The organism is Diplocloster modestus (assembly GCF_019042245.1).
GTDB lineage: Bacteria > Bacillota > Clostridia > Lachnospirales > Lachnospiraceae > Diplocloster > Diplocloster modestus.
The window spans coordinates 20960-34584 of sequence record NZ_JAHQCX010000023.1 but is presented as its reverse complement, the minus strand read 5'-3'; the positions used below and the strand labels follow the sequence as shown (position 1 = coordinate 34584).

Here is a 13625-nt window from a genome sequence, read left to right as displayed (position 1 = left end):
ATCACCATTCATGACCAGCTTTACCATGAAGGGGCGATAAACAAGAGCCGGGATGGGTATAACATCTCCGCAGCCTGCAGAACACAGAAAAGGGCCTTATGTAACGCAGGGATTGGAGGGAAAGGACGGGGCCGGGCGGAACCAGGCGGGAACTCCCGCGGGGCCAAATCACTTGAGACCGGGCCTTAGAACGGCTTACGCAGAAGGCAGGAGAACCTCGCAGGGTCTGGAACACTGTCCGAGCCGCCTTTTGGCGAGTTTGTTCCAGGCCCTGCTAATAAGAGGTTCTCCTGTCTTCGGAGTTAGCTGTTCTTAGGTCCGGTCGAAGTGATTTGGCCCCGCGGGAGTTCCCGCCTGGTTCGGCCCGGTCCCGTCCTTTCCCTCCAATCCCGGCCCTTCCTCATCCCGGCCCTTCCTCAACTCCCCCGCCGCTGTTCAATCATGGCATATAATTTTGCCATGGCTTCTTTAATTCCTCCGACTTCGTTAATGATTCCCTCATCTACGGTCTGGGAACCTACCAGGATAGTTCCCACATCCTTTGTGAGGATTCCGGTTTCCATCATGAGCTGTTCCAGACGGTCTTCTGTGGTATTGCAGTGAGAGGCGATGAAACCTACGATACGGTCCTGGATCTTTTTAAAGTAATCGTAGGTCTGCGGGACTCCGATTACCATCCCGGTCATCCGAACCGGATGAATGATCATTGTGCCAGTCGGGACGATGAAAGAGTATTCGGTAGCTACCGCCAATGGGACTCCAATGGAGTGGCTGCCTCCGAGAACCAGGGATACGGAGGGTTTACTCAGAGATGCGATCATTTCTGCGATCGCCAGGCCGCTTTCCACATCTCCGCCCACGGTATTAATGATGACCAGAAGACCTTCGATCTCCTGGCTGTCCTCAATGGCGGCCAGCTGGGGCAGCACATGCTCGTATTTGGTCGTCTTGGTGTTGGCTGGCAGACACTCATGCCCTTCTATTTCACCGATGATGCTTAACAGATGGATTTTGTAGTTTTTGGCATTTTCATCCAAAGTCATCTGTCCCGCTTCCCGGATCAGCTGTTCCTGATCCTGCTCTTTCTTTAATTCCTGGTCTTTTTTCTCATCGCGGCTTTCACTCTGCCTGTCCGGTTTGTTTTTTGAAGATACATCCTTTTGATTCCCATCCGCCCGGTCTATCATACTTTCTGTTCCTCTGCTATTCCAATTTGCCTCAAGATATTCTCCCATGTTGGACCTCCCATTCTAAACAAAAAGAACCACTTTTTACCATGGTTCTTTTTTGTTTAGTATATGGAAATTCTATATTTCTATACAGGCGGATCACCAAATATTATCTCTTTTGGACATTTAACTTTATAAGATTCTTTTCTCAGCTATTCTTCTCCTAATTATGAACTGCTTGTTAAACGAATTATCTTTTATATCATTTATTATCGCATGACAAAGCTGAATTCTCTCTTTTTATATCAGTCATTTGTTTTTTTATGCCTTCTTCCAGATTCCGGAATTATATAGCCTCTTTCAAAATCTAAACTTAATCTAACATACATTCTGCTATGATCTGTTTATCTTGTAGAAAAGGAGAAGATAACACCACATGAAATATCGTCATGAATTCAAATTTCAATTAAGCCCCAATGATTACCTGACGGTCAGGGCAAGGCTTCGAGCGGTACTGCTACATGATTCACACGTTGGTGAAAACAATGAATACCATATCCGCAGCATATATTTTGACACACCTGGTGACAAAGCACTACGTGAAAAAATCGATGGTGTCAATTCGCGCGAAAAATTCCGCATTCGCTTTTATAACGGTGACCTTACCCATATAAACCTCGAAAAAAAGAGTAAATTAAATGGCCTGAGTCATAAACAGACCACAGCGGTCTCGCAGGAAGAGGCAGCGCTGCTTCTGGAAGGCATTTATCCTGACCTAGCCCCGCAAAGAACACTGCTTGCAGAACTTATTTCCAAAATGCAGTATCAGCAGCTTCGGCCAAAAACGATTGTGGATTACATCCGGGAGCCATTTATATTTACTGCCGGGAATGTCCGGGTGACTTTAGACCGCGGTATCCGCACCGGAACGGTCAATGGCGTACAGGCCCTAACGTCTTTGGCTGTCACCATTCCAGCCGGAACACAAGGGCCGCTATTGGAAGTAAAATACGATGAATTTCTTCCGGAGATCATTCGGGATATCGTACAGCTAGGCAGCCGTCAGGCCGGGGCATTTTCCAAATATGCCGCATGCCGTATCTACGGGTAACAGAAAACTATACTAAACAAAAAAGAAAGAGGTAAAACCAATGACATTTAAAGATATTTTTAAATCAAACTTTTTAGAAAATGTGGCCAGTGTTTCCATTATAGATATGGTGCTGGCAATCATTCTTGCATTCTGCGTCGGACTCTTCATATTCATGATCTATAAGAGGACCTATAGCGGAGTGATGTATTCTTCAGGATTCGGCATCTCACTGATTGCCATGACTATGATCACCACGCTTGTAATCCTTGCTGTGACAAGTAATGTTGTGCTGTCCCTTGGTATGGTCGGTGCCCTGTCAATCGTTCGTTTCCGTACTGCCGTAAAAGAACCGCTGGATATTGCATTTATGTTCTGGGCTATCGCTGTCGGTATCGTGCTCGCAGCCGGTATGATACCTCTGGCTGTATTCGGTAGTGTCGTGATTGGAATCGTTCTGCTCATATTCGTGAACCGGAAGTCTCATACGCAGCCTTATATCGCAGTCGTAAGATGTACGGATCAGAAAGCGGAAAAAGAAGCGGGGAAATACCTTGCTTCTGAGGTGGAAAAATGCGTAGTCAAAAGTAAGACCGTGACACGCGGCAACATTGAGATCAATTACGAAATCCGTCTCAAAGATGAACATACGGATTTCCTTAATCAGATGTTCGTGTTAGAGGGCGTAGAAAATGTTGTGTTAGTAAGCTACAACGGCGACTATATGGGATAGACAACTGAAAGGAACCTTAAGCAATGAGTAAAAGTAAACACATTGACCGTATCTGCATTGCCGTCATAGCGGCCGCGCTTATCATTACAATGCTGTTTGTCGGCATCGGCCCCCAATTCATTCAGAAGATCTCGGCAGACCCGGCATATGCAAAACGGCTGTTCGATACCGACAGGGTGCATACACTGGATATCGTCGTCAAGGATAAGGATTGGCTGGATATGCTGGATAATGCTCTGGATAAGCAATATATCCCCTGTAACGTAGTAATTGACGGCGAAAATATCAAAAATGTGGCTATCCGGCCGAAAGGGGCCTCGTCACTTTTTGCTGTCTCTCAGTCCGATTCTGACAGACTCAGTTTTAAGGTCGAATTTGACCACTATGAGCCGTCTAAAACCTATTACGGTTTAGATAAGCTGGCATTAAATAATCTGATTCAGGACAATACTTATCTTATGGACTACCTTTCCTATGATATGATGCGTAAAATGGGGGTGAGTTCTCCGCTGACAAGTTTTATATGGATCACAGTAAACGGCAGGGACTTTGGTCTTTATCTCGGTGTGGAAGGCATTGAGGATGCTTTTGCACAGCGTAATTACGGAAACGATCGTGGGAATATTTATAAACCCGACATTGAAAACTTATTTGGGATGGGCGGCGAAGAAGATCTGGAGCTTCCTGAGAACGGGGAGAACCCTGAACCTCAGGATCAAGTGGCCGCTATTGCGCTGAATGATGGAGTTTCCAATGATACAGCGGATACCCCTGCACCACAAGACCAAGTAGCTCCCATCGCGGAGGACGGAGCCTCCGGCAATGAAGCGGATAAGGCCAGTGTTCCCGGGGCGGCAGCAGACGATAATGCGGCAGATAACAATACCGGGCAGGTGGACGGCACCATCGATGCGGGAGATGTATCGCTGCTTTACAGCGATGACGACCCGGAACATTATGCTAATATTTTTGACAATTCCGTTTTTGGAGATGTAAGTAAAGCGGATAAAAAGCGCCTGATCCAGTCACTTAAAAAACTGAATGAACAAAAAGACCTCTCGGAGGCGCTGGATATAAAAGAAGTAATCCAATACTTTGCCGTCCATAACTTTCTTGTCAACGGGGACAGTTACACCGGCGTACTTGTACACAACTACTATCTGCGTGAATACAATGGAACGCTTTCCATGCTCCCTTGGGATTATAATCTTTCTTTTGGCGGGATGCTGATGAATTTTGCACAGGTTGGCAATGATGCCACCTCTTATATTAATGCCCCCATTGATTCGCCGGTAACAGGGGGAGATGATGTAATGCAGTCCCGGCCTATGATCTCATGGATCTTCAGTGATGAGAAGTATAAAGACATGTATCACCAGGCCCTCAGCTATTTTATTGCAGAATACTTTGAAAGCGGGTATTTTGATGGACTGGTCCAGAAAAATGTGGATTTAATCTCATCCTATGTAAAAAAAGACCCTACAGCCTTCGCAGACTATGACGAATTTCTGAAAGGTACACAGACGCTGAAAGAGTTCTGTAAACTTAGAGTCGAAAGTATCCGCGGCCAGCTGAACGGCACGATTCCCTCCACAATCGAAAGCCAGGAGGCAGATTCCGCTTCACTTATCGATGGCTCTTCCATAGATTTGAATGCTATGACAAAGGAAGGCGACATTGGTGTTGTCTCTGAATCTTCAGCTCATACGTCGGAACCGACGGCGGAACAGCCACCTGTCAGGGAAGCTGCCAGTGAGGCGGACGGCGATATTACAATGGCGCTGCCGGAAGAAGGCAGTGCGGAGACCGGTACAAACACGCCGGATCCTTCTGACGCTGCTCCTGATCAGGCCTCAGAAGAACAGAGTGGAGACATTGTCAAACCTCTGCCTGAGGATAGTTCGGAAAATGGTAACGATATCGGTGAAAACCCAATTAAGGATTCTGGCAAAATGTGCTATACTGTTACGGTATAACAAAAAAGAACAAGGATTTCTATCTGCACCAGATTCTGCTGTCAGCAGGATATACTTGAAAGATCCACGGAAAGGATAAAAATTGAGATTATTATTAATAGAAGACGAAGAATTATTATCGGTAGCCATTGCCAAAGGGCTCAGGAAGCATGGTTATGCCATAGACTGTGCCTACGACGGGGAGGAAGCTCTTGCGCAATACAGCATTAATGATTACGACCTCCTTATTTTGGACCTTAATCTGCCCAAACTTGACGGGATGGAGGTCCTTCGGAGGATTCGTGAAGAGGATAAGACTATGCGTGTGCTCATCCTGTCTGCGCGGAGCAGTGTTCCGGACAAGGTTGCAGGACTCGATGGCGGATGTAATGATTATCTGACCAAGCCTTTTGACTTTGCTGAGCTGGAAGCCCGCATCCGCGCCTTGCTACGCCAAAAGACAGAGGCTCAAAGCGCGTCTCTGCGTCTTAGCGATTTACAGGTAGATACCGCTTCTAAACAGGCTTTCTGGGGCAAGACGCCGCTTGGACTGACCAAAAAAGAATACTCCATTCTGGAATATTTAATGATGCACCCGGACAGAACGATTTCTCCCGGGGAGCTTATTGAGCATGTCTGGGACAATGAGGCAGACCCGTTCAGCAATTCATTCCGATTCCATATCTCCTCTCTGCGGAAAAAGTTATCCAGTGTTTCCGATAATGACGGATTGATCATTACACTGCGCGGACAAGGATACCGGATGGCAAAGGAGGAGGAACTCATATGAATAAATGGCCGCTCCAAATCAAAATCACACTACTGGTAGGAATAGTTGCAACACTGGCCTGCCTGATTCTCACCGCCCATTCTATTTATTCCGCCCAAAGCTATTACAGCATTCTGGGGGAAGAGACCGTGCAAAAGGATTCTCTTACAGAAAAAAGAATCTCTAAGCCGGAGATCGCACCTGGGGAGATCATCCTTAATGACCCGGTTTCCCCCTACCAAGAGGCCACAAAGCAGTTTTCCATTCAAAGTCTTCTTGTTATGCTTGGCGTCATCATTTTTTCTGTTATACTGACTTATTACCTTGCAGGACGGCTCCTGCAGCCATTGTCCACCCTGACCCGCTCTATACGTGCTATCGATCAGGGGCAGCTCCATCAGCGTGTGGATCTGCCCGAGGCTGCCGGTGAGGTATTGCAGCTTACCTCATCCTTTAACAGCATGATGGACAGATTAGAGGAGTCCTTTAAAGTGCAAAAAAATTTTTCCGCAAATGCCGCCCATGAACTCAAAACACCTCTGGCAGTTCTTAAGGCTTCTCTGCAGGTGCTTGAAATGGATGACGAGCCTTCCATCCAGGACTATCAGGAATTTACAAAGGCCGCCAAAGTCTGTATGGAACGCCTCGTTGGAACGGTCGACGCTCTCATGTCCCTGACAAAAAATACGGGAGAAGATGCTGAATCTTATGTAGAGATGCTGCCGCTTTTGAAGCTGATTGTCACAGAACTTAAAGGTAAAGCTGATTTGGCCGAAGTCTCTCTTAATATTTCCGGGACATGCAAGGCCGTCCATGCAGATCAGACACTTCTTTATCAGCTTCTTTTCAATCTGGCAGAAAATGCTGTCAAGTATAACCGCCCCGGAGGCAGTGTGGACTTCACTCTTTCTGAGATTAATAACTGTTCTGTTATTCAAGTGACCGATACGGGAATCGGTATTTCAAAAGAAGACCTTCCTCATGTCTTTGAACCTTTCTACCGAGCAGATCGATCCCGTTCCCAGAAAATTCCCGGTTCTGGTCTGGGGCTATCCGTGGTGAAGACCATTGCGGAGAGCTGTGGCGGTGATATCAGACTGGAAAGCACAGCAGGTGTGGGTACAACGATTACCATAGTTTTTTAAGAACCCTATTATAAAACCGCAGCCGTCTAATCTTATTACTCTTTTATTCCAATTTGTTCTCTGGACTGAGAAATCGCTGTATCTCCCGCAGCATGACCGGAATGTTCAGTGGTTTTGAAAGATGACTATTCATACCGGCCTTACGGGCCATTTCAATATCCTCCACAAAAGCGTCCGCCGTCATGGTTAATATGGGAATGTCACCTGCGTCTCACACATTCCTGCCCGTTTTCCGCAATTTCTACCTGATCTCCCATCTCTTCCAACAACTATCTACGATCATCTTAGTGATGGCCATGCCGAGACCGGTGCCTTCAATTTGACTGACCCGGCTGTCCTGTTCCCGGGTAAAGGAATCAAAGAGCCGCTCCATAAACTCCGGTTTCATACCAATACCGGTATCCGCAATTCGGAACTCCACCGCAACATGGCCTATTATATTCAGTCATTCGAACTCCTTGCACAGTCCTGCGAGGGTGTAATGCGTTTGGCGATTCAAGCTTTTTCTGATGCGGAAAGAGCAGATTTTCGAAAACAATTTATGCTTTTATACAAAGAGAATATAGAATTGCTAAAAAAATTTTGATAGAACATGGTTTTAAACCGGATGATTTAAGCAGAGCGCCTCCTTCAGCTTGATGAGCACGGAGGCTACCGCTCTCTCGATGCAGAAAAATTAAGAGGCTGCCAGGTCAAAATTTCATGTGGTCCTTAGTGATATCCGTCCAGAGAGACATAATGCTAACGGCTACAAGACTTTCAAACCTGGCACCAATGTCTGTACTGTTATACCGCCTTTCCAAAAGGAAGAAGCATCCCCGCCGTTTCCAGAGGCTCCCGGAGCTGCTTATCCGGTTGCTTTTTCCGCTATAAGAATTTTTCCCCGGCATCCCGAATCAAGGGCAGGCCGTTTCGTTCCCCGGATTCCCGGTGGTATCAGGCCCGGCCCCTCTCCATCAGTCGGTCGTCTCTTAGTTCAGTATAATTTAAGCAAAATCCAAAGCCTGCTCCAAATCTTCCAGGATATCCTCAATATTTTCAATCCCAACGGAGAACCGGATCATGCCCGGAGTCACGCCGGCTTCCAGCAGCTGTTCATCGTTCAGCTGGCGATGCGTATGGCTGGCCGGATGAAGCACGCTGGTTCTGGCATCCGCCACATGGGTAACGATGGCTGCCAGCTGTAAGTGATCCATAAACCGGATAGCCGCTTCCCTGCCGCCTTTCAGGCCGAAGGAGATGACACCGCAGGTCCCTTTGGGCATATATTTTTGTGCCAGCGCATGATATTTGTCCCCGGGCAGCCCCGCATAGTTGACAAACTCTATCTTCTCATGACCAGCCAGGTATTCCGCTACCCTGCCCGCGTTAAAGCAATGGCGTTCCATACGAAGGGCCAGAGTCTCCAGGCCTACATTCAGAAGAAACGCGTTCTGGGGGGACTGAATGGAACCCAGGTCACGCATGAGCTGGACTGTAGCCTTGGTAATATAAGCGCCTTTTCCGAATTTCTGCGTATAAACGATACCGTGGTATGTAGGATCCGGAGTGGTCAGTCCCGGGAATTTATCTGCGTAGGCTTCCCAGTCGAAGTTCCCGCTGTCCACGATGCAGCCGCCCACGCACATTGCATGACCGTCCATGTATTTCGTGGTGGAATGGGTTACGATGTCGGCTCCCCATTCAAAGGGACGGCAGTTGATAGGGGTGGGGAACGTATTGTCGATAATTAACGGAACCCCATGGGCATGGGCGATTCCAGCAAACTTCTCTATGTCCAGAACCACCAGGGCCGGATTCGCTACCGACTCCGCCACTACAGCTTTGGTATTTTCACAAAATGCCTTGTTTAACTCCTCTGCATCCGCATCCGGATTTACAAAGGTACACTCGATTCCCATCTTTTTCAGGGTCGCTCCGTACAGGTTAAAGGTTCCGCCGTATACGGTGCTGGAACATACGATATGATCACCGGCCTGGCAGATGTTGGCTACCGCATAGAAATTAGCCGCCTGGCCGGAAGAGGTCAGCATCGCAGCGACTCCGCCTTCCAGGTCCGCGATCTTGGACGCTACGTAATCGTTGGTGGGGTTCTGAAGACGGGTATAGAAATACCCGGAATCCTCCAGGTCAAACAGCCTGCCCATTTCATCGGTGGTGTCATATTTGAATGTGGTACTCTGGTAGATCGGTAAGACTCTGGGTTCCCCTTTTTTAGGTTTCCATCCTGACTGGATGCACTTTGTCTCCAATCGATATTCTTTGCTCATTGTATCCTCCTTCGGTCAAAACACACGGGACAGCTTAGAAAAGGTATTCTTTCTGTAATTCTCTTACCATCTGGGAATAAATCTCCTGGCACTCTGTGTTTTTATCTTCTTCTATTAGTTTTATGCAGGGAGACAGATATTGCTCCCAAATACTTTCATAAACTTCTCTGCGGTCCGTGCGTTTATTGATCCTCTTGACGATCGTCGGAGCGATATCATAATACTCTTTGATAATCGCCTCCCCGCCGTCCTGATTGGCCAGATATTGATCTCTGTAATTGCGAAGAAGGGTCAATTCGTAGCAGTCATCGGGTTTCCCCAGACTCTCACAGACTGCTGTGGTGATATAACAGAATTTTCTGCGGAATCCACCGTTGATATCCGCAAAGGTGGCTTTTCCCACATGGTGCTGCGGAAACTCCTTGTTCCATAGTTCCAGAATCCGGTCTGCCAACGGATCGGAGGACTCTCCTTTATACTCCAGAATGGTAGGTATGGCAAAAACAACCAGCCCCATATTAAAATCCATGATTTTCTGGCTCCGGGGACCTTTTCTCGTGACGGGCTCCAGCTCTTTGCGCGCCTTCTCCACCACTGCCATGGACAGGTCATTTAACACACGGTCTTTGTCCTCTGCCATCTGATAGACACTCTCAATCGCTTCCAATGTCACGATATGCTGCATATAATGCTTCCGGAAGGCTCCCTCATACAGGCCTTTCTTGAAGTTTACCAACGGCTGGTCCATGTTGAATAATATCTTGGGAACTCCCTCTATGGCCATCTGATAATCCCGCTCGTAGGCTCTCTCATCTTTTTTCTTTTTTTCCGCGTCGGCCTGTTTTTGTGTTTCTTCCTGCTTTACCGCGGCAGCTGTTTCGATTTCCTCACCGCAGTACATACAGATGATTTTGTCACGATCCCCGGGAATCTGCAGCACTCCCTGGCATTTCGGGCATTTTCCTTCGATAAATTCCATGAGCTTTCCTCCGTAAAATTAATTTCCACCAGTGCCGCATTCACTGCGGCTAATTTCCGCTGACACACCGATATTTCTGACCTATTGGCGCCCTGATACTTCGTGTTCCGCTTTTACTCTTTATTCATCCAAATTATGATATACGTTTTGCACGTCATCATCTTCGTCCAGCAGATCCAATGTTTTCTGGAACCATTTCCGGTCATCGTCGCTGATGGTTTCCACCCATGTCTGGGGAATCATGGTCACTTCTGCGTTGGCCATCGGGATCTTAGCCTCTTCTAATTTTTCCCGCACACTGCTGAAATCATCCGGATCTGTGATTATTTCAAAGCTGTCCTCTTCTTCAGAAAAATCTTCCGCTCCCGCGTCAAGCGCTGTCATCATGATATCGTCCGCATCCATATCGCACTCTTCTTTGTCGATGATGATCTGGCCTTTTTTGTCGAACATAAAAGACACACAGCCGGGTGTACCGATATTGCCGTTGCCTTTTGTAAATGCGCTGCGCACATTGGCCGCGGTTCGGTTCTTATTATCAGTCAGTGCGTCCACGATCACCGCTATTCCGCTGGGGCCGTATCCCTCATAGGAGACATATTCATAATTTACGGAATTCGCGTCTCCGGCCGCCTTTTTTATTCCCCGGTCTATGGTATCGTTGGGCATATTGTTGGCCTTCGCTTTGGCAATTACGTCCCGCAGTCTGCTGTTATTGGCCGGATCTGCTCCGCCCTCTTTGACCGCAACGGCAATTTCTCTTCCAATTATCGTAAATACCTTTCCTTTTGCCGAGTCATTCCGCTCTTTTTTATGTTTGATATTTGCAAATTTCGAATGTCCGGACATAACTATTCTCCTCTTCTTTCTACAAAAATATCCATTCTGTATTTTAACATCCTTTGTTTTAAATGACAAGATACAATTACATGCTGGGAGGGGACTGGCTCCTTTCGGCAGCAGCGTAAGTCAGACCAAACGGCTGCGTGGAGAAAGGTGCCTGTCCCCGGATACGGGCCTGTTCGAGTCAACTTCCGGGGACAGGCACCTTTCTCCATTAGCCGCTGAACAGTTCCGCTTTACTGCCGAAAGGAGCCAGTCCCCTCTCTACATAGACAACAGCAGGGCCAGCACCGGTATGGACAGGAAGGACATGAGCGTGGTCATGAACACATACCTGGATGCGGTATTCGCATCGCTGTGATATTCGATGGCGAACATGGCTGTAATACTGGCGCAGGGCATCCCTGCGATGATAACCAGAAGCCCCAGCACGATCGGATTTTCTATAAACAAATGACCCACCAGCCAGAACAGGCCCGGTATGAGTATCACCTTCATGATGCTGAACAGATAGGCCTTACCGTCCGTGAATACAGACTTCAGTGATATTCCCGCCATGGTCGAGCCGATCACGATCATAGACAGCGGCGTGGTCGCATTTCCCACAATGGAACAGGTATCCACGATCACATCCGGCAGCTTTAAATCCAGCAGATAAATCAGCATAGCCAGCACAGCCATCAGGGTTCCCATATTACAGATCTTTTTCCAGTTGATTTTACCAGCTGTTCCGTCGGATACATCCTTCTGGATCAGATAGACTCCCAGTGTAAAGGCCAGCAGGTTAAAAGCCAGGTTAAACATAGACGCATAGAATAAAGATTCTGTTCCGAATATTACCTGTGCCACCGGGAATCCCATGAATCCCACGTTGGGAAAGATGGTCATAAACTGAAACAGGCCTTTTTGATTGTCTTTTACATGAAAAAGCCTGGGAACCATAAGGCTTATGACTCCCAAAGCAATATAGAGCAGAAATGCCAGGCCCAGCACCATAAAAGCTTCTGATTTGCTGCCGTTCGCATTTCCGCCGGCCACAGCGGATACGATCAGGAGCGGGCAGCAGATATTCAGTATCAATGCCGATAGTCTCTGATTGCCCGTTCCGTCCAGAATTCCTGCTTTGTTCGCCGCGTACCCGATTAATATCATCAGAAACAGCGAAATCATTTTTTCTATAACCATTAACAGATCCATTTACTCATCTTCCCTAATCGTTTCCGTCTCCGGAATTTTCTCAACACTTACTTCCTGAATCATCTTATTTTCCACAGACAGCACATGGAAGAGATAGCCCTCATATTCCACGGTAAAGGCTTCCCCGTCCTTTGGTATCCGCTCCAGCAGTGATATCAGAAAACCGTTCAAAGTCTCGTATTCTTCTGCAAATTCTATTCCCAGCAGGTCCTCGATGTCCTCCAATTCGGTCATTCCCTCCATCCGGTAGGTACCGTCAGCCTGCTCCTCGATCTGCTCCTCATCTTCATCATATTCATCCAGAATGCTTCCCACGATTTCTTCCAGGATATCTTCCATGGCTACCAGACCTTCGGTCTGTCCATATTCATCCACCACGATTACCATATGCATTTTCAGGGACTGCATACTTTTAAACAGAAGGTCGATATTCCTGGTCTCAGGGATAAACACCACCGGACGAACCAGGCCTTCCACCTGGCTGATCGGGAGACAGCGCTGCTCTTCCTTCTGGTAACAGACCATAACGTCTTTAAGATGCAGTATTCCTGTTATATTATCGATGTCCTCTTCATATACGGGAAATCTGGATTTGTTCTGCTCCACCACAAAGCGGTAAGCTTCCTCCAGGGTCTGGCTGTTCTCCATCGCCACGATATTTTTCCGGTGGGTCATAATATCTTTGGCTTCTTTCTCTCCGAACTCTACAATATTTGTGATCATTTCCGCTTCGCTGGCTTCCAGAACTCCCTGCTCATGGCCTTCATGCACCATGGAAATAATCTCGTCCTCCGTCACTCCCGGTCCCGAATGCGGGTCCATCCCCAAAATCCGTACACAGAAATTCGAAGTCTTCGTGATCAAATATGTAAGCGGATAAAGTATGGTTGTAACAGCACTCATCAGACCTACCAGCCCATAGGCAAAACTCTCGGGCTTTCGTTCCGCTATTTTCTTTGGAGCCAGGACCCCGAAACTTAACAGAAGGTATACAAATACGGCCGTTATAACTACCAGTACGCCTCTTTCCAGCACTACCGGCGGGATTCTCAGTGTCAGCTCCGGCCAGGCATCGGAAACCATCCAGCGGTAAACCGTTATGGAACAGATCCTGACTTCATAGAAACCTATGATAATCGCCATCAATGTCACGGATAACTGATTCGCGTTGATAAATGGGATCGGGTTGTCCATCATCGCCTTCAGCTTCATTGCCTTCTTATCGCCTGACTGGGCCCGTTCCTCGACCTGCTTGTTGTTAATCGCCTGCAGTGCCGCTCCAAACCCGTAAAACAGGGCATCGATCAGGACAAATACCAGGAAAACCAGAATCCCTATACTGGGACTGCCGCCATCTTCCATTCTTTTCTCAAACTCCTTTTCATTCAGTGCCGCATTATCTGCGGCTTAATTCAGGTATGGTGTAACCATCTAACTATTTTTTTCGCTATGAGCACTTAGTGCCTGTACTTTAG

11 protein-coding genes and 1 pseudogene are annotated in these 13625 nt (G+C 47.4%); 5 read left to right on the top strand and 7 right to left on the bottom strand.

The genetic code is table 11. From position 1 onward, the window contains the following. Positions 1 to 416: 416 nt before the first annotated feature. Positions 417 to 1184 carry a ClpP family protease gene (locus KTH90_RS22420; protein ID WP_408626305.1) on the bottom strand — a complete coding sequence of 256 codons (768 nt, stop codon included), beginning with the start codon at positions 1182 to 1184 and terminating at the stop codon, positions 417 to 419. 421 nt (positions 1185 to 1605) lie between these two features. On the opposite strand from KTH90_RS22420, the gene KTH90_RS22415 reads away from it, so the two are divergent. From KTH90_RS22415 to KTH90_RS22395, 5 genes are all read left to right on the top strand, one after another. Continuing rightward, positions 1606 to 2280: a polyphosphate polymerase domain-containing protein gene (locus tag KTH90_RS22415; protein ID WP_158355280.1), complete on the top strand. Its 675-nt coding sequence runs from the start codon at positions 1606 to 1608 to the stop codon at positions 2278 to 2280. 40 nt (positions 2281 to 2320) lie between these two features. Continuing rightward, entirely contained in the window at positions 2321 to 2992 is a 672-nt protein-coding gene (locus tag KTH90_RS22410) for a DUF4956 domain-containing protein (protein ID WP_158355282.1), read from the top strand. 23 nt (positions 2993 to 3015) lie between these two features. Beyond that, on the top strand, positions 3016 to 4968 hold the full coding sequence (locus KTH90_RS22405) for a CotH kinase family protein (RefSeq protein WP_158355284.1): 1953 nt from the start codon (positions 3016 to 3018) through the stop codon (positions 4966 to 4968). An 82-nt stretch (positions 4969 to 5050) separates the two neighbouring features. Further along, positions 5051 to 5737 carry a response regulator transcription factor gene (locus KTH90_RS22400; RefSeq protein ID WP_158355286.1) on the top strand — a complete coding sequence of 229 codons (687 nt, stop codon included), beginning with the start codon at positions 5051 to 5053 and terminating at the stop codon, positions 5735 to 5737. After that, positions 5734 to 6861: a sensor histidine kinase gene (locus KTH90_RS22395; protein WP_158355288.1), complete on the top strand. Its 1128-nt coding sequence runs from the start codon at positions 5734 to 5736 to the stop codon at positions 6859 to 6861. The genes KTH90_RS22400 and KTH90_RS22395 overlap by 4 nt, the downstream gene beginning before the upstream one ends. 271 nt (positions 6862 to 7132) lie before the next feature. Here the strand turns inward: KTH90_RS22395 and KTH90_RS22390 are convergent. The 6 genes and pseudogenes from KTH90_RS22390 to KTH90_RS22365 form a co-directional block, all read right to left on the bottom strand. Beyond that, positions 7133 to 7276 (bottom strand): annotated as a pseudogene (locus KTH90_RS22390) (ATP-binding protein); the annotation flags it as partial. 571 nt (positions 7277 to 7847) lie between these two features. Beyond that, positions 7848 to 9131 (bottom strand): O-acetylhomoserine aminocarboxypropyltransferase/cysteine synthase family protein, encoded by a 1284-nt coding sequence (locus KTH90_RS22385; RefSeq protein WP_158355291.1) that lies wholly within the window; start codon positions 9129 to 9131, stop codon positions 7848 to 7850. A gap of 34 nt (positions 9132 to 9165) precedes the next feature. After that, positions 9166 to 10110 (bottom strand): CFI-box-CTERM domain-containing protein, encoded by a 945-nt coding sequence (locus tag KTH90_RS22380; protein ID WP_158355293.1) that lies wholly within the window; start codon positions 10108 to 10110, stop codon positions 9166 to 9168. Between the two features lie 120 nt (positions 10111 to 10230). Next, the gene (locus tag KTH90_RS22375) at positions 10231 to 10959 is read right to left on the bottom strand and encodes a YebC/PmpR family DNA-binding transcriptional regulator (RefSeq protein ID WP_158355295.1); all 729 of its coding nucleotides are present in this window, start codon (positions 10957 to 10959) and stop codon (positions 10231 to 10233) included. 258 nt (positions 10960 to 11217) lie between these two features. Continuing rightward, on the bottom strand, positions 11218 to 12150 hold the full coding sequence (locus KTH90_RS22370) for an AEC family transporter (protein WP_158355297.1): 933 nt from the start codon (positions 12148 to 12150) through the stop codon (positions 11218 to 11220). Then, positions 12151 to 13512, bottom strand: a complete 1362-nt coding sequence (locus KTH90_RS22365) for a hemolysin family protein (protein ID WP_158355299.1) — start codon at positions 13510 to 13512, stop codon at positions 12151 to 12153. It abuts the gene before it with no gap. Between the last annotated feature and the right edge of the window lie 113 nt (positions 13513 to 13625).